Below are 16,998 nucleotides of genomic sequence, written 5' to 3' on the forward strand. Positions count from 1 at the left end.
GTTAGTTTGTCTAGCATCTAAAATAAAAATTGACGTTTCACGTTGTTTGTTTCGTTCAGTTTTCAAAGAACTACTTGGTCGCTCATTTGCGACTTCCTTATGTTAACATCTTCATTTTTCAATGTCAACTAAGTTTTTTAATTTCTTTTTTGTCGTTTTCTGCGTTTCCGCATCAGCGACGGTTATTAATATATCATGCAGTATATACAGGGTCAATACTTTTTATAAAAAAATTTCACATCCCGTTAAAAACTTAAAATCCGCTGTAAAAATCATTATAGCGTCCATTCATTCTTGGCTCCCCTCCTATTCATTTCATATCTTATCTCTTTATCAATTTACACGAGAGTGAAAATTCTAAATTTTATGTTATATTATTAGTATAGGAGCGTGGTGAGAATGAGCATTAAGTATTCAAACAAAATCAATAAAATCCGGACCTTTGCATTAAGTTTAGTATTTATCGGCCTCTTCATTGCATACTTAGGTGTCTTTTTCCGCGAAAACATTATTATTATGACAACGTTTATGATGGTTGGCTTTTTAGCTGTTATCGCTAGCACTGTCGTTTACTTTTGGATTGGTATGTTATCTACTAAGACTATCCAAATTATTTGCCCAAGCTGTGATAAGCCAACCAAAATGCTCGGCCGTGTCGATGCATGTATGCACTGCAATCAACCTTTAACACTAGATCGAGATCTAGAAGGAAAAGAATTTGATGAAAAGTATAATAAGAAGAGTTATAAATCATAAGTATCAAGGGAAATACGAATTTGCAACACTACAAACGTTTCAACTCATTAAAAAGTTGATTTCTTAAAAAATCAACTTTTTAATTGTTTTATTAAATTTATTACACCTATTTTTTCGAAATAACAGTAAACATCCCTGTCATATTAGGCGAATAATCTTTAAAATCATATTTTTCGTAGAATGATGTTTTACCTTGCGACGCAAACAAACCAATGAATGCTTTATCTGGAGCATTCCCATTTAAGTATTCTACTAAAGTATTCATTATTTTCTTTCCAATACCATTCTTTTGATACTCTGGATGAACCACTATATCTTGAATATAGAAATAGATAGCCCCATCACCAACAATTCTCCCCATGCCGATGATTTGATTATTATCCTTGACTGTTATACAGTAAATCGAATTTTGAAGTGATATTTCCGCCACCTCAAAGTTCATATAGTTAGTCCATCCCACAGAATCACATAAATATTTATATTCTTCCAATGTTGGAATGTTATTTTTAATCTCATATTTCTTCAAAATGTCCCCTCCAAGAATTCATTTCCACCAATACAAAGTAAATTCGACAAACTTTTATCTAACCCTTCTTACTAACTTAGCACTGTAAATCCCGATTAACCTCACGCTAATCCTTATATAATAAAGAAAGAGGCTGACGTATAGCCGTCAGCCTCTTTCTTTATTATATATTACGCCTTATGACACTCTGGACAAACGCCATAAATTTCTAAGCGATGACTATTGATAACGAAGCCTGTCGTTTTCGCAGCTTCCTCTTCCAGCTTTTCCAAGCCTCCATAAGGAAAATCAACAATCTTACCACATTTTTCGCAAATCACATGATAATGTTGACTTGTAACATAATCAAATCTACTTGAAGCGTCTCCATAAGTTAATTCCTTTACAAGTCCAACCTCTTTAAACACACGTAAGTTATTATAGACAGTTGCAACACTCATATTTGGAAACTTACCTTCTAATGCTTTATAAATATCATCCGCTGTTGGGTGCGTCATTGATTCCACAAGGTACTCTAAAATAGCATGACGCTGTGGAGTAATGCGTACACCCGTATTTTTCAGCATTTCTAGCGCTTCTTTTAATTCTTCTTTGACCACCGTCATGCACCCCGATTCTATACGGATTATTATTTTATAATTCTTATAAAGAGTGTACTCCTTTTCTTATAAATCGTCAATATTTCTACTATAAGTATGTAGTTTATTTTTATATTCAGGACTTGTTTTTATGTATCTTTCCCTTTTTTCTTCATATATTCCATAGAAAAAAGTGCGACATAATCGCACTTGGAATACTATCATCTGAGGAGGTATGCCCTACACTTCCACTTTATGTAAGGCAGTAAAATATGTATAGACACTTGCCTTGTTTCTGCATATTTTATCTCCAATGTAGATTTATTTTATATAAGAAAGAACATCCTCAATATGTCCTTTCACTTTCACTTTACGCCACTCTTTTACAAGTTCACCGTCTTTATTAATAAGGAATGTAGAACGCTCGATTCCCATATACTCTTTCCCAAAGTTCTTTTTTAACTTCCAAACATCGTATAACTCTGCTACTTTATGATCTTCATCTACTAAAAGTGTAAATGGCAATTCATGTTTCTCAATGAATTTCAAATGTCTATTCGCTGAATCAGGACTTACTCCAAGAATAACCGTATCCTTCTCTTGAAATACTCCATACGCATCACGAAAATCACATGCTTCAGTTGTACACCCTGGCGTCATATCTTTCGGATAAAAATAGAGAACTACATTTTTACCGCGGAAATCAGCTAGGCGAACTTCTTCTCCGTTACTTCCCTCTAATGTGAATTCTGGTGCCATTTCTCCTACTGTAATCATAGTTATCACTCCTACTCTTTTCCTTTACTATAACAAATGCTTCCTTATTTTTCATTGTCTATTACAGACCTCATCACAAAAGCAAAAGGGAGTGTATATCCAATTAGCGCTTCTGCGATTGCAATCCATCGCCCCATTCCAATCGGAGATATGTCACCATATCCAACAGACAATAAAGTAACTGCGCTAAAATATAAACAAACTTCGACGAGTTGAAAAGAATGAGCGTTCAAACTTTCTCCGTCCTCTTTCAAAACTGCGAAACCCATTTCCTCTAATACAACGTAACTTAATCCAAATGCGATTAGTACTGTTGTATAGATTAAAAATAATGTGGCCAAATTATAGAGCGAAAAAAAACGCGTTGAATCCGAATAGGAACTCCATAATAATTGGACACTTTTCAAAATAGCGATTGCTGCAATTAATAGAATAAATCCCCATAACATGTCCTCCACCTCATTTTATATGTATGAGGTGGAGAACTGATTTATCCCTTAGAAACGAACAAGCTTCTATAATTAATTACCCGCGCCACGATACCTTTTTACCCCTTGGTTCCAGAGGGTGATTGCAATCGTAAAACAGATAACACCAACAATTGGCGTCGCAAATGCATAACTATTCCATTCTGTTTTTCTTAAAAAGTATGCCGCTGGATATACTCCAACAAACGCAAACGGTAAAACAAACGTTAAAATGAAACGAATTACACGATTATAAATATTAACAGGATAGCGCCCGTAATTACCTATGTTATACATAAGAGGCATAATTGAACTTTTCGCATCCGACCAAAAACCAAGGCTCGCCAGCATAACAAATATACCTCCATATACAAGTGCTCCTCCTCCTACCATCAATATAAATAAGAAGAAATCATACCAGTAAAAAGATAATTGTAACTCCACAGCTGCATATCCCATTACAACAATCCCTGTAATAGCTCCAATTAAAGATTCAAGTTCCATTCTTTCTAATATAATTTGAAATAGGCTATGGATCGGCCGCGTTAATACACGATCCATCTCCCCTTTAATAATGTATCGATCATTAAAATCCCATATATTAAAGAAAGCTGAAAAGATGGCAAATGGTACTAAAAAGAAACCATAAATAAAGATTACTTCTTCTCGACTCCATCCCTTCAATGCTTGTGTATGCCCAAATACAACGAGAATAAATATTAAATTAACTGCTTGAAGCGATAAATCAGAAAGTAAACCAACGATAAAATCGCCTCGATACTCCAATTTTGTTTTTATATATTGACTTGCATATTGTAAAAATAAGTTTATATATAGCATCTCATCATCCCCCTTGTACAATTAGACGTTTTCTCGCCGTTCTCCACATGAGTACAATTGGAATAATAAGTACAATCGCCCAAATCACTTGAAATACTAAAGCCTCATACAACTTACTCCCCTGTATACCTTCAGAAAAAATCATACTTGGAATATAACTAATAGCCTGAAACGGTAAAAACATCATTGCTTTTTGGGCCCATAGCGGATAAAAACTAATTGGTAATAATAGACCTGAAAATAAATCAATAACAACGCGTTTTGCATACATAATCCCACTATTATTAAATAGGAAAAACGTAAGCATTCCCGTCATTAAATTAATTTGTGTATTAATAATAAAACTAAATATTAAAGATAAGAAGAAATATAACCACGTTTGAAAATTTGTTGTAATTTGCAACGAAAATAATAACGTAACGATAACCATGCCTGGAATGGAAAAGAAGGCAAAACGGAATATTCCCTCGCCAAGACCTTGCATAACTTTCATTCCCAAATAGTTATAAGGACGAATTAATTCTACAGCCACACGTCCTTCTTGAATCTCCATCGCAATTTCCCTATCTATATTATTAAAATAGAAGGCACGTGCCATCCACGCGATTGCGATATACGTGGTCATTTGCGAAATAGATAAACTTTCAATATTCTCTTTTCCGCTATAAATTGCTTGCCATAAAAAATAGTAAGCACCGATATTAATCGTATAAATTAAAATCCCGCTATAGTAATTTGTACGATACGCAAGCATCATTAAAAAGCGAATTCGAATCATTTCAATATACTTACCCATGCGTAATACCTTCTTCATAAATGTTACGAATAATTTCCTCTGTAGACACTTCGTTAATTTTTAAATCTTTAATTTGAAAGGCTTGTACTACTTTAGAAATAAGCATTGAAATAATAACTTCTTCATTCGGAATTTTTGCAACCCATGCATTTTCCTCTTTTGCTTTCGACCAAACGACATGATTATCTGGCATAACCATTGATAAAGCCTGATAGGAAACTGGTGCAACAAACTGAAAGTGAATTTCCTTCTCCGCTCCCCACTGCGTACGAAGATTATTTAAAGAACCGTCATACATAATATTTCCTTCATCCAGCATGATAACGCGCTCACATAAAGCTTCAATATCAGTAATATCGTGTGTTGTTAATAAAATTGTTGTTTTATAACGTTCATTCATTTCTTTTAAAAATTCACGTATTTTCAATTTCACAAGTACATCTAACCCAATTGTTGGCTCATCTAAAAATAATAACGGTGGATTATGAATTAAGGCTGCCGCTAATTCACAACGCATCCTTTGACCAAGAGATAATTTTCGAACTGGTTTATCTAATAAGGGCCCTATATCTAACGTTTCAATTACGTGTTCCATATGCTCCTTATACTGAGCGTCTGATACACCATACACTTTCTTTAATAAACGAAACGATTCTTGTACTGCAATATCCCACCAAAGTTGCGAACGCTGTCCAAAAACAACACCAATTGTTCTTACAAATTCTTCTCTTTGTTTATGTGGGTTCATTCCATTTACTGTGATTTGCCCTGATGTCGGAGTTAAAATCCCCGTAAGCATTTTAATTGTTGTTGATTTACCAGCACCGTTCTCACCGATATAACCAACCATTTCACCTTGCTTTACAGCAAAAGATACATCATTTACTGCTGGTACTATTTTATAATTACGGTTTAATAAATCGCGAAATGCACCCTTTAAGCCCGGACGACTTGAATAGGCTGTAAACTCTTTACGTAACCCTTGTACCTCAATTACCGATTTCATAATCGGACCCCCCTCCTAAATGTCACAACGAATAGTTTACCCAACTGCCTTCGCTATCACAAACAATACGTCTTTTCGAAAAACATGTTAGAATAATACATAGATTTTTGTAAGGAGATGAATTGTAGTGAATTTCACAAAGTCAGAAGCATTACATAAAGAAGCTTTAGAGCATATCGTTGGCGGTGTTAACAGTCCTTCTCGTTCTTTTAAAGCAGTTGGCGGCGGCGCTCCTGTTGCTATGGAACGTGGGAAAGGCGCTTATTTCTGGGATGTAGACGGAAATAAATATATCGATTATTTAGCAGCATACGGCCCTATTATTACTGGACATGCTCATCCGCATATAACAAAAGCAATTACAACAGCTGCTGAAAATGGGGTACTTTATGGAACACCAACAGCGCTAGAGGTAAAATTCGCAAAAATGTTAAAAGAAGCAATGCCTGCATTAGATAAAGTCCGTTTCGTAAACTCTGGTACAGAAGCAGTGATGACAACGATTCGTGTTGCTCGTGCTTATACAGGTCGCACAAAAATCATGAAATTTGCTGGTTGTTACCACGGTCATTCTGATTTAGTACTTGTGGCAGCTGGATCTGGCCCTTCTACTTTAGGAACTCCTGACTCAGCTGGCGTACCACAAAGTATCGCACAAGAAGTTATTACCGTTCCATTTAACAATGTAGAAACTTTAAAAGAAGCTTTAGATAAATGGGGTCATGAAGTAGCAGCTATCCTTGTAGAACCGATCGTTGGAAACTTCGGTATTGTAGAGCCTAAACCTGGATTCCTTGAAAAAGTGAATGAACTTGTTCACGAAGCTGGCGCACTAGTAATTTATGATGAAGTTATTACTGCTTTCCGCTTTATGTACGGCGGTGCTCAAGACTTACTTGGTGTTACACCCGACTTAACAGCGCTTGGTAAAGTTATTGGCGGCGGCTTACCAATCGGTGCTTACGGTGGTAAGAAAGAAATTATGGAACAAGTTGCTCCGCTTGGACCTGCATACCAAGCTGGTACAATGGCAGGAAACCCTGCTTCTATGGCATCAGGTATCGCTTGTCTAGAAGTACTTCAACAAGAAGGGCTTTACGAGAAATTAGATGAACTTGGTGCAATGCTTGAAAAAGGAATTTTAGAGCAAGCAGCGAAACATAATATCGACATTACATTAAATCGTCTAAAAGGGGCTTTAACTGTATACTTCACAACTAATACAATTGAAGATTACGATGCCGCACAAGATACAGACGGTGAAATGTTCGGTAAATTCTTCAAGCTTATGCTTCAAGAAGGAGTTAACTTAGCACCTTCTAAATACGAGGCATGGTTCTTAACTACAGAACATACAAAAGAAGATATTGAATATACAATCGAAGCTGTCGGCAGAGCATTTGCTGCCCTAGCAGACAATAAATAATCCCTTCATTAAAAGGAAAAAAGAAAGCTCACCTTTCTTTTTTCCTTTTTTCTATTTCATAAATCACGCATTAATAGTATAATTATTCATAATTATCTGTTTTATATTCTTTTACAGCATTACTATCTCTGTGTACAAGGTGATTTGCACCTTAAATAGTAAGATTATTCTAACTTTTACAAGAGGGGGGATTGACGGATGCTCAATAAAAAAAATACATGGACACCGTCTTTATTTCGAGATTATAGAAATGCAGAACATGATGCGTGTGGAATCGTTTCCGTTATGGAGAAACGAAAAATTGCTACAAAAGAAAACATTGACCTTTGCATACAATCACTCGTCAAAATGAATCATAGAGCTGGTTTCATTAATGGCGAGGGCGATGGCATCGGCATTCACATTGATATACCAAAAACGCTTTGGAATGAAAAACTAAAAAGTAGCGGATATAATCCAACGATTGTGGATCATCCCCACTTTATCGTTGGACATTTTTTTCTAAATAAAAAAGAAAACATTACTGCCTTAAAAGATTATATTCGTACGCAATTAAACAACAAAAACTTTGCAATCATTTTCGAAAGTGATGATGCAACAAACTCAGATGCGCTCGGTCCACTTGGTAAACAAGAAGAACCTTTATTTTGGCAAGTTGCCCTTATCGCAGAAAACGAAATTACAAATATTGAGCAAACATTATTTTCTGTCACAATAAAAATAGAGGAAAACGAAGCAATTCATGTTGCTTCATTAAGTCATGATCATGTTGTATATAAAGTTCTAGGTGCTGGTGATACGCTTGTTGCCTACTATAATGATTTACAACATCCGCTTATCGCTTCAACTATGACATTAGGACATAACCGCTACTCTACTAATACATTATCTAATTTTTTTCGTGTACAACCATTTAGCATTCTCGGACATAATGGTGAAATTAACACAATTGCGAAATTACGCGATCAAGCTGAAATGATTGATGTACCACTTACTGCAGGAGGCAGTGACTCTCAAGATTTAAACCGCACCTTAGAAACCCTACTTGTTCAATACGGCTACAGCTTATTTGAAGCAATGGAAATTCTATTCCCACCAATTATTAATGAAATTAAACTTTATGAAACACCTTTACAAGATTTATATACGTATATACGTGAAGCATGGGGACATTTTGCACAAGGACCAGCTGGCATCATTTCCCGTTTTAAAGATGAAGCTGTTTTCAGCGTTGATTCCCTTGGATTACGCCCAGTATGGAAAGTAGAGACAGAGAGCTCTTATATTTTCTCTTCTGAACCTGGAGTTGTATCACCAACTAAATATGTAGCAGAACCAAAACCACTCGCTCCTGGAGAAAAAGTCGGATTAAAATGGAATGAACAAGATGAACTTGTTCTTTATGAATATGACAAATATCAAATCCAAGTATATAACCGTTTTAAAAAGCGAATTGATACTACCAATTACCATTTAAATTTATCTATCCCTGAAACGAAAAAAATCCAAGGGCTATGTGATTCTGTTCAAGTTGAAACGAAACAATACGTCGCTTTCGGATGGGACCGAGAACATATTCAACTTCTTGAACAGATGGCAACAAAAGGCGTTGAGCCAATACGCTCACTTGGGCATGACTCACCACTTGCCGCACTCGATACTGATAGACGAAATATCGCTGACTTTATTAAAGAAAGTGTAGCTGTTGTTACAAACCCTGCAATTGACCGTGACCGTGAAATTGAACACTTCTCTACACGTACTGTACTTGGAGAGCGTCCAAGTTTATTAAGCGGCGCAAAACGGCCATTTGTAGTTGAAATGCTTTCACCAATTATTTTAGAAGGCAGTGTGGCACAACCTATTGCAGAGGAATTACACACAATTACGTACGAACAACTCATAGAGCTATTTAAGACTCATAACTCTATCGCCACAATCTCTGCTACATTCAGCTCGTCAGAAACTCTGCAATGCGCATTAAGCCGCATTAGTTCTGAAGCGATAGCTGCTGTTAACAATGGCGCTTCCCTACTAGTATTAGATGACGCAAAAGCCCATCTAAATGAACGATTGTGGATTGATCCACATTTAGTTACTGCTAAAGTACATCAAGCATTAAGTGAAAATAAATTACGCCGCAATTGTTCTCTCGTTATACGTTCTGGTGCTCTTCGCTCCTTACATGACATTGTCACGCTATATGGATTAGGAGCAGATGGTATTAATCCATATTTATTATTCGCGACTGTAAATGATGGAACAAAAACACCAATTACGAATCTATATAATGCACTTAATAAAGGATTAGAAAAAGTCATTTCAACAATTGGAATTCATGAGTTACGTGGTTACGGACGTCTCTATTCATCTATTGGGTTACATGAAGAAATCGCAAATATATTACAGATTACAAATTTCTTCGGTTCAAATGATTTAGCCTTTTCACTTGAATCACTTGTTGAAGATGCAAAAATACGAGCAGAGGATTATAACAATCCTAAAATTAGAATGCGAAAATCATTTCATATATTCCCGCGAATTTGGAAAGCAATCGGCGATGTTGCAAAAGGAAATTCTTATGATGATTACCGTGACAAGTTAAGTGAACTAGAAGAGAATAATCCAATTGCAATCAGACACCTTGTTCAAACGAAACAAACAAAACATGTCGTTCCAACTGAAGAAGTATCTATCGGCATCAAAAATCATAATTTACCATTTATTATTAGTTCTATGTCATTTGGTTCTCAAAACGAAATTGCCTTTCGCGCATATGCAGAAGCAGCCGATCAGCTAAATATGATTAGCTTGAACGGTGAAGGCGGCGAAATTAAAGATATGATTGGAAAATATCCACATACACGTGGACAACAAGTGGCATCTGGGCGATTTGGAGTAAATGCCGAACTACTAAACTCATCAAACTTAATTGAAATCAAAATCGGTCAAGGCGCAAAGCCTGGGGAAGGTGGGCATTTACCTGGTTCAAAAGTGACAGCCAAAATCGCTGAAGCACGTAATGCGACAATCGGCTCAGATTTAATTTCACCTTCTAATAACCATGATATTTATTCAATTGAAGATTTAGCTCAAATGATTACAGAAATTAAAACAGCTAATCAACTTGCCAAAGTAGCCGTGAAAGTCCCTGTTGTTCCTAATATCGGAACAATTGCTGTCGGTATCGCCAAAGCTGGCGCTGATTTTATTAACATTAGCGGATTCGATGGCGGAACAGGCGCTGCACGTATTCACGCATTGCAGCATGTAGGTCTCCCTGTAGAAATTGGTGTTAAAGCCGCTCACAACGCTTTATTAGAAGCAAGCATGAGACATAAAGTAGAGATTTGGGCAGATGGTGGTATTCGAAGTGTAAATGATGCCTTGAAAATCATGCTCCTCGGAGCAAACCGTATTGGATTTGGCACACTATCAATGATTGCAATCGGCTGTACTACTTGCCGTGGGTGCCATCTAGATACTTGCCATGTTGGAATTGCGACACAAATCGAGTCTGAAGCACAAGCAAAAGAACATGGGTTACGCCGCTTCGTCCCACGCGAATTAGAAAGCGCAGTTGCTGGCCTGCTAAATTTATTCACCTCTTTCGGTGTAGAACTAAAACGATTAACAGGACAGCTTGGTTATACAAATTTACAAGCAATTGTTGGGCGTTCTGATTTATTAGAGCAAGTTCGAGGCGAAAATTTATTAAACTTACGTAATTTACTACAAATAATAGAACATCCATCTGTTACAACAACAGAAGGCGTACCGGAAAAACAATTTAAGACAGTTCATTCCGCTGACTCAAAAGAATTGGTAGGCGTTGGTGTAGAGCAACGCGTTATGGGTGGTCTAGAATCATGTTATCGCGTTCGCAGTAAACTATATGAAGCTACTCAACTTGAACCACTTACATTAAAGTATACGAATGGTTCTATTCCCGGAAATGGGTTAGGTGCTTACAATAGTGAAAATTTATTTATACACGTAAATGGCGGCGCACAAGATGGCATTGGTAAAACTTCCTTTGGTGGTGGGATTTATATAACGAAATCAAAAGGAAAAGACGGAGTATATTATAACGGTTCTGTCGGAAAAGGATTTGGATATGGTGCACAAAAAGGGGCACTATACGTGCAAGGGAACGCTGATGCTCGCGCTGGCATTCGCCTTTCTGGGGCAGACATGATAATTGGAGGTAGAATAACAAAACCACTCCGTGAAAAAGAGCAAGGAAATATAGGTGCATACTCCAATATTAAAGGTTTTGCTTTTGAATATATGACAAATGGGCGAGCGCTTGTTTTAGGTGACCCTGGTCCATGGATTTGCGCTGGCATGACTGGCGGTGTTGTTTATTTGCGTCGTGATTCAAACTTAGGCTTAACAGAACAGGCCTTAAAAAGAAGAATCGCAAAAGGCGCAAATGTTACATTACAACCAATTAGTAAAAATGGTTTGAAAGATGTAACTGAATTATTGCTAGACTATATTCGTGTACTAAACGAGCACGAGCAATATGAGGAAGTTGCTTTGTTAACACCATTATTAGATGATATACAGAACAAGTTTTTTGAGATTATCCCGAAAAAAGAACAGGCAGATCCATCTATCTCAACAGAGTAAAATGAGTAATTTTCATTATTAAGAAAAAATTGACGAAGTACGCTTCTCATAGTAATCTATAGTAACAATTTGAGACCTGCTGAAATTCAGCAGGTTTTTTTACTAAAAACTGATGTTTAAAAGGAATTAGGAAAAATTATAAAGTGAAACTTTAATTAGCCTACACCAATCGGACGTTTACCGGCATCCAGCTTCTGAATTTTGAGGCGTGAATCTTACTACTCACAATTAGCGGGATAAAATGAACACTAATTTCTTTTAACGTCACTAAAATATCACTTGCTAACATATTGTAATGAATGTATAGTATCATGTTGTACATTCATTATGACAAGAGAAAGGATCTTATTAAGGGTATGAAACTTGGTGCTCGCATTTTAAAAACGGGTATTGCCATCACGTTAGCTTTATTTGCTTGTATTTTACTTCAATTACCGAGTCCGGTATTTGCGGGAATTTCAGCTATCTTTGCTGTCCAACCGTCTGTATACCGTTCTTATTTAACAGCACTTGAACAAATTCAAGCAAATGTAATTGGTGCGATATTTGCTATCGCATTTGCTACTGCTTTTGGACATAATCCTTTTATTATTGGATTAACATGTATATTAGTAATTGCTCTTACATTACAATTACGATTAGAAAACACAATATCAATTGCTTTAGTAACAGTTATCGCCATTATGGAGTATCAAGGGGAAGATTTCTTTAGTTTTGCCTTACTTCGATTTGCGACGATTATGATTGGTATTATTGCGGCTTCACTTGTAAATTTAGTATTTATGCCGCCAAAATATGAAACAAAACTTTATCATCGTATCGTTGATAATACAGAAGAAATTGTAAAATGGATTCGAATGAATAGCAGGCAGGCTTCTGATTTTACAACGCTAAAAACTGATATTGATCGTATGAAAGAAAAAATGATCAAACTAAACCATTACTATTTGCTGTATAAAGAAGAAAGAAGCTACACGAAAAAAGTAAAGTTCGCAAAAATTCGTAAGCTCGTTTTATTCAGACAAATGTTAGCGACAACAAGCCGTGCTTTAAGTACGTTAAAATCATTACACCGTACTGAAAATGAACTGCGCTATATGCCGGAAGAATTTCAGGAATCTATCCAAAACGAACTTGACTCATTAACGCATTATCATGAACAAGTTTTATTAAAATTTATTGGTAAAGCAAAAAAACAACAATCAGTTGAAATGCTTGATGAAGTTGAAACAGGTAAACAAGAATTAATTGATATCTTTATGGAATATCAAAATAAAGACGATGAAGAAGCATATAAAACGTGGTTACATCTCTTCCCTCTTATTTCTTCCATTATTAACTATAGTGAAGAAGTAGAGCATTTAGATTTGCTTGTAGATAGCTTCTACACATACCATAAACCAGAAAAAGAACTCCAAATCGATGATAAAAAAGAAGACGAATAAAAAACAGCTCCTTTTATGCTAAAGGAGCTGTTTCTGTTATATGTTGAAGTTGATATAAATTGTAATAAAATCCTCTTTTTCGCATTAACTCTTCATGAGAACCAGTCTCTTTAATCTCACCGTCTTCAATGTAAATAATCGTATCAACATGCGTAATCGTCGCTAATCGATGTGCAATTATAATCGTTGTCCGGTCAGCAGCTAACGTCTGAAGCGCCTCTTGAATATACCTTTCATTTTCTAAATCTAATGCTGAAGTTGCTTCATCTAATATAAGTACCGAAGGATTCTTTAGAAACACTCGTGCAATTGCCACGCGTTGTCTTTGCCCGCCCGATAGCTTCACACCACGTTCTCCAACGACAGTATTATAACCATCTGGTAAGTCTATAATAAAATCATGAATTTGCGCAGCTTTAGCAGCTGCAATCACCTCTTTCTCTGTAGCCTTCGGATTTCCATATAAAATATTAGCTCCAATTGTATCGCTAAACAATAAATTATCTTGCAGTACAATTCCAATATGACTACGCAAATTTCTCATATTATACTTTCTTACATCTATGCCATCTACATAAACCGTGCCTTCAGAAACATCATAGAAACGCGGGATCAAACTAGCAAGAGATGACTTTCCTCCCCCACTCGCTCCTACAAGCGCTACTTTCTCTCCAGGTTGCATAGTTAATGACAAGTTGTGTAATATCTCTTTTTCATCTGCATTATAACGAAAAGAAACATTGTCAAATACAATTTCTCCATTTAATTTTTTCGTTTGTACCGCATTTGGTACATTAACAATATCGTATTTTTCATCTAACAGTTCAAACACACGGTCCATCGATGCAAAAGATTGTGTTAATGTTGTAGATGAATTAACAAGGCGGCGAAGCGGACTATATAAACTATCCATATATCCAACAAAAGCTACCATCGTTCCTAGCGTTAACTGCCCTTGAATTACTTCATATGCTGCAAAACCAATCACAAGTAACGGACCTAAATCGGTTAACGTGTTTACTGCCGAAAATGTTCTTGCCGTCCAACTTGTATGGGTTAATGCTTTCGTTAAAAATTCATTATTTCTTTTTTCAAACTGCTTCCCCTCATACTCTTCTAACGCAAAGCTACGTGTCACTTGCATTCCTTGAATACGTTCATGCAAATACCCTTGCATCGTCGCTAACGCTTGTGAACGCTCTTTCGTCAATTTCCGAAGACGTCCGAAAAAATATTTCACTGCAATTACATAAATAGGTAAAATCAATAACGCAACAAATGTTAATTTTATATTCATAGAAAACATAACAATGATAGCAATAGCAATTGTTGCAGTATCTAACCAGACGTTCATCAAACCAGTAATTACAAAATCTTTCGTTTGTTCTACATCATGGATGACACGCGAAATAATCTCCCCTGTTTTTGTATTGGAGTAATAACGTAAACTTAACTTTTGTAAGTGACCGAAAATATGCTTCCGCAAATCATACAGTATTGTATTTGCGATACGTTGGGCGAAATATTGACGATAATATTCAATCGGTGGTCTTAATACCGCAAAAATAAAGAAAGCAATTCCAATCGCTGTTATTAATTGAGATGTTTTATCTTGAAGTGAGCCAGCGCCTTGAATTACATCATCGATAATATACTTTAATAACCACGGCATAATAAGTGGGATACCGAACTTAACTAGTCCAATAATAATTGTAATAGCAATAAGCCATCGATATGGTTTAACAAATTGTAAATATCTTTTTATGCCTTGCACATAATCCCCCCTCTAATAGGACAAACCTGCCGGGAAGCCCCCTGCAGGTTTGTTTTAATTTCTGTACATTAAATATCGTTCATACCACATATCTACGAAATCTGGTGCAAATGGACCTTTTCTTTGATGAATCCACTGTGTTAAATGTGCTACATTTCGTTTCAAAATTGTATCAATAACAGGTGGATACTGCATAATTTCACTATGTTTTTCATACTCATCTTCATCTAGAAGCGTATATGTCATATCTGGATATACTTTAATATCTAAATCATAATCAATATACTTTAATGCTTCAGGATCATACGCAAAAGGTGAGCTTAAATTACAATAATAATATACGCCATCTTCCCTAAGCATCCCAATCACATTAAACCAATAGTTGGCATGAAAATAACAAATTGCTGGTTCACGAGTAATCCATGTTCGGCCATCCGATTCTGTAACTACTGTACGATCATTCGCTCCGATTACAAGACTCTGTGTCCCTTTTAAAATTGTTGTTTCTTCCCACATTCTATGAATGGAGCCATTATGTTTATAACTATGTATTTGTACTTTTTCTCCTTCTTTGGGAAATCCCATATATGCTCCCTTCTTTCAACTGCAAATGCCCTTTGAACGGCATTCCCTTTTTTTCTATTATAACTTTTTTGTCGAAATTTTAAAACTAAAGGGATAAGACTCTATTTTTCAAACTGAATATGCAGGAGGTTTATCGTTGAATACTATGCCCCACCGCTTCTTAGGAGATAAAAGGATTGTACTGTATTATTTATAAGCGAGGACATGTAATAGAAAAAGCCCTTCTCTATTTCCATACAAAGAAGGACTTTTCACCTAAAGATAACAATATATCTTATCCTAAATTTGAAATCATTTTTTCAGTTGCAAAAGATTGAATTACACTATTCGTTTGTTCTTCAAATTTCTCATGTAACATCTTCAACGCTACTTCTGTTCTATATATTTCCTGGCGGATAAAATGCAGTTCTTTTTTATCGCACGTATCTTTTTCATTCATTTCAATTTGTTGATACTTCTCTAGATGTGCTTGTAACTTTAACAATTCATCCATCGTTTCTAATTGCTCCCCTACCAACTTATCAAAATCGTTCATTACTTACCCCCTTTTGGACTTATTCATCAGTTATTATTCCTAATTACATAATTCTAATTGTTAACTTCCTTCTCCTTTGACTACATTTGTTGACTTATTAGAAGTTATGTCGTTCGCTTTCTTTTCATTACAACGATCCACGCAAAAAGAAAACACTTCTCCCGAATTAGAGAAGTGTTTTTCTTTCATTACTGATTTGAGCTAGAAGATTGTGATTGTTTTGCAGCTGACTTAGCATTTTGTTTTTTCACAGAATGCACGTCTGTTTCAGTTGCAAATTCTGTACCATAACTAGCGTTTGCACTTTGTGCACCAGAAGCTTGCGCTTTCTTTGCTTCTGATTGTGCGTTTGCTTGTTTTACAGCTTGTACATCTGTTTCAGTCGCAAACTCTGTACCATAACTAGCATTTGTACTTTGAATGCTAGCACCAGAAGTTGCTTTGTTATAACCTTGTTGTTTTTTACTCATCTTTCTCACCTCCACAATCAATAATGTAACCAATTCACTTAGAAGCTATCCGTAATTTTCTTTTGAATAATTTCCGCATATATCTTTTGTTACTTATTCAAACTATAAGAAATGGAGGTGGAAATATGTATATAGGACGCGATATGACTGAACTAACGATGATTTCAAAAAATGAATGGAAAGAAGATGAATTAGCTTATTTTCATCACTCACTACAACAGGTTCTGCCTTATTTAAATGTAGAAGGGCAAAGTATTTACAAAGAAATTGTAGTAGAAATCGAATCAAGAGGCGGCTTACAAGAAGGTGAAGCTAGTTGGACTCATGGAACAAAAATTTCTTACGATTAAAAAAGTGTTCCCTAGATTGGGAACACTTTTTT

The 16,998-nt window shown here is 35.8% G+C and carries 16 protein-coding genes; 5 read left to right on the forward strand and 11 right to left on the reverse strand.

Features of this window, described 5'->3' with window-relative positions; translation table 11 throughout:
- Positions 1–399: 399 nt before the first annotated feature.
- Positions 400–756: a YgzB family protein gene (locus HMAS_RS23560; protein ID WP_000025058.1), complete on the forward strand. Its 357-nt coding sequence runs from the start codon at positions 400–402 to the stop codon at positions 754–756.
- A 106-nt stretch (positions 757–862) separates the two neighbouring features.
- Here HMAS_RS23560 and HMAS_RS23565 read toward each other — a convergent pair whose 3' ends face one another.
- The 7 genes from HMAS_RS23565 to HMAS_RS23595 form a co-directional block, all read right to left on the reverse strand.
- Positions 863–1,282: a GNAT family N-acetyltransferase gene (locus HMAS_RS23565; RefSeq protein WP_000759737.1), complete on the reverse strand. Its 420-nt coding sequence runs from the start codon at positions 1,280–1,282 to the stop codon at positions 863–865.
- 170 nt (positions 1,283–1,452) lie between these two features.
- The gene (perR, locus tag HMAS_RS23570; RefSeq protein WP_000237829.1) at positions 1,453–1,881 is read right to left on the reverse strand and encodes a peroxide-responsive transcriptional repressor PerR; all 429 of its coding nucleotides are present in this window, start codon (positions 1,879–1,881) and stop codon (positions 1,453–1,455) included.
- Positions 1,882–2,181: 300 nt separating this feature from the next.
- A complete protein-coding gene (gene bcp, locus HMAS_RS23575; protein ID WP_000633710.1) occupies positions 2,182–2,637 on the reverse strand; it encodes a thioredoxin-dependent thiol peroxidase in 456 nt (151 codons plus the stop codon).
- Between the two features lie 44 nt (positions 2,638–2,681).
- Positions 2,682–3,086, reverse strand: coding sequence for a potassium channel family protein (locus HMAS_RS23580; RefSeq protein ID WP_044306598.1), 405 nt, complete (start codon positions 3,084–3,086; stop codon positions 2,682–2,684).
- A 72-nt stretch (positions 3,087–3,158) separates the two neighbouring features.
- Complete coding sequence (locus HMAS_RS23585; RefSeq protein WP_044306599.1) at positions 3,159–3,944, reverse strand: ABC transporter permease; 786 nt, start codon at positions 3,942–3,944, stop codon at positions 3,159–3,161.
- Between the two features lie 4 nt (positions 3,945–3,948).
- Entirely contained in the window at positions 3,949–4,740 is a 792-nt protein-coding gene (locus HMAS_RS23590; RefSeq protein WP_000521519.1) for an ABC transporter permease, read from the reverse strand.
- Positions 4,733–5,746: an ABC transporter ATP-binding protein gene (locus HMAS_RS23595; RefSeq protein WP_044306600.1), complete on the reverse strand. Its 1,014-nt coding sequence runs from the start codon at positions 5,744–5,746 to the stop codon at positions 4,733–4,735. Before HMAS_RS23595 ends, HMAS_RS23590 begins: the two co-directional genes overlap by 8 nt.
- Positions 5,747–5,873: 127 nt before the next feature.
- Here HMAS_RS23595 and hemL point away from each other — a divergent pair, with 127 nt between their 5' ends.
- From hemL to HMAS_RS23610, 3 genes are all read left to right on the forward strand, one after another.
- Positions 5,874–7,172, forward strand: a complete 1,299-nt coding sequence (hemL, locus tag HMAS_RS23600; protein WP_001011863.1) for a glutamate-1-semialdehyde-2,1-aminomutase — start codon at positions 5,874–5,876, stop codon at positions 7,170–7,172.
- A 198-nt stretch (positions 7,173–7,370) separates the two neighbouring features.
- Entirely contained in the window at positions 7,371–11,807 is a 4,437-nt protein-coding gene (locus HMAS_RS23605; RefSeq protein WP_000932758.1) for a glutamate synthase-related protein, read from the forward strand.
- Positions 11,808–12,163: 356 nt separating this feature from the next.
- Complete coding sequence (locus HMAS_RS23610; RefSeq protein ID WP_000765787.1) at positions 12,164–13,252, forward strand: aromatic acid exporter family protein; 1,089 nt, start codon at positions 12,164–12,166, stop codon at positions 13,250–13,252.
- Between the two features lie 13 nt (positions 13,253–13,265).
- Here the strand turns inward: HMAS_RS23610 and HMAS_RS23615 are convergent, their stop codons facing one another.
- The 4 genes from HMAS_RS23615 to HMAS_RS23630 all read right to left on the reverse strand — a co-directional run bounded on the left by HMAS_RS23615 (position 13,266) and on the right by HMAS_RS23630 (position 16,616).
- Positions 13,266–15,026 (reverse strand): ABC transporter ATP-binding protein, encoded by a 1,761-nt coding sequence (locus HMAS_RS23615; protein ID WP_001161598.1) that lies wholly within the window; start codon positions 15,024–15,026, stop codon positions 13,266–13,268.
- 54 nt (positions 15,027–15,080) lie between these two features.
- Positions 15,081–15,611: a nucleoside tri-diphosphate phosphatase gene (ntdP, locus tag HMAS_RS23620; protein ID WP_000506622.1), complete on the reverse strand. Its 531-nt coding sequence runs from the start codon at positions 15,609–15,611 to the stop codon at positions 15,081–15,083.
- Positions 15,612–15,885: 274 nt separating this feature from the next.
- Entirely contained in the window at positions 15,886–16,146 is a 261-nt protein-coding gene (locus HMAS_RS23625; protein ID WP_000997575.1) for a YgaB family protein, read from the reverse strand.
- Positions 16,147–16,334: 188 nt separating this feature from the next.
- Positions 16,335–16,616, reverse strand: a complete 282-nt coding sequence (locus tag HMAS_RS23630) for a gamma-type small acid-soluble spore protein (RefSeq protein ID WP_025687085.1) — start codon at positions 16,614–16,616, stop codon at positions 16,335–16,337.
- Positions 16,617–16,741: 125 nt separating this feature from the next.
- Here HMAS_RS23630 and HMAS_RS23635 point away from each other — a divergent pair, with 125 nt between their 5' ends.
- A complete protein-coding gene (locus tag HMAS_RS23635) occupies positions 16,742–16,966 on the forward strand; it encodes a hypothetical protein (protein ID WP_000275436.1) in 225 nt (74 codons plus the stop codon).
- Positions 16,967–16,998: the final 32 nt, after the last annotated feature.

This window comes from Bacillus sp. HMA207, assembly GCF_003402455.1.
Lineage (GTDB): Bacteria > Bacillota > Bacilli > Bacillales > Bacillaceae_G > Bacillus_A > Bacillus_A cereus.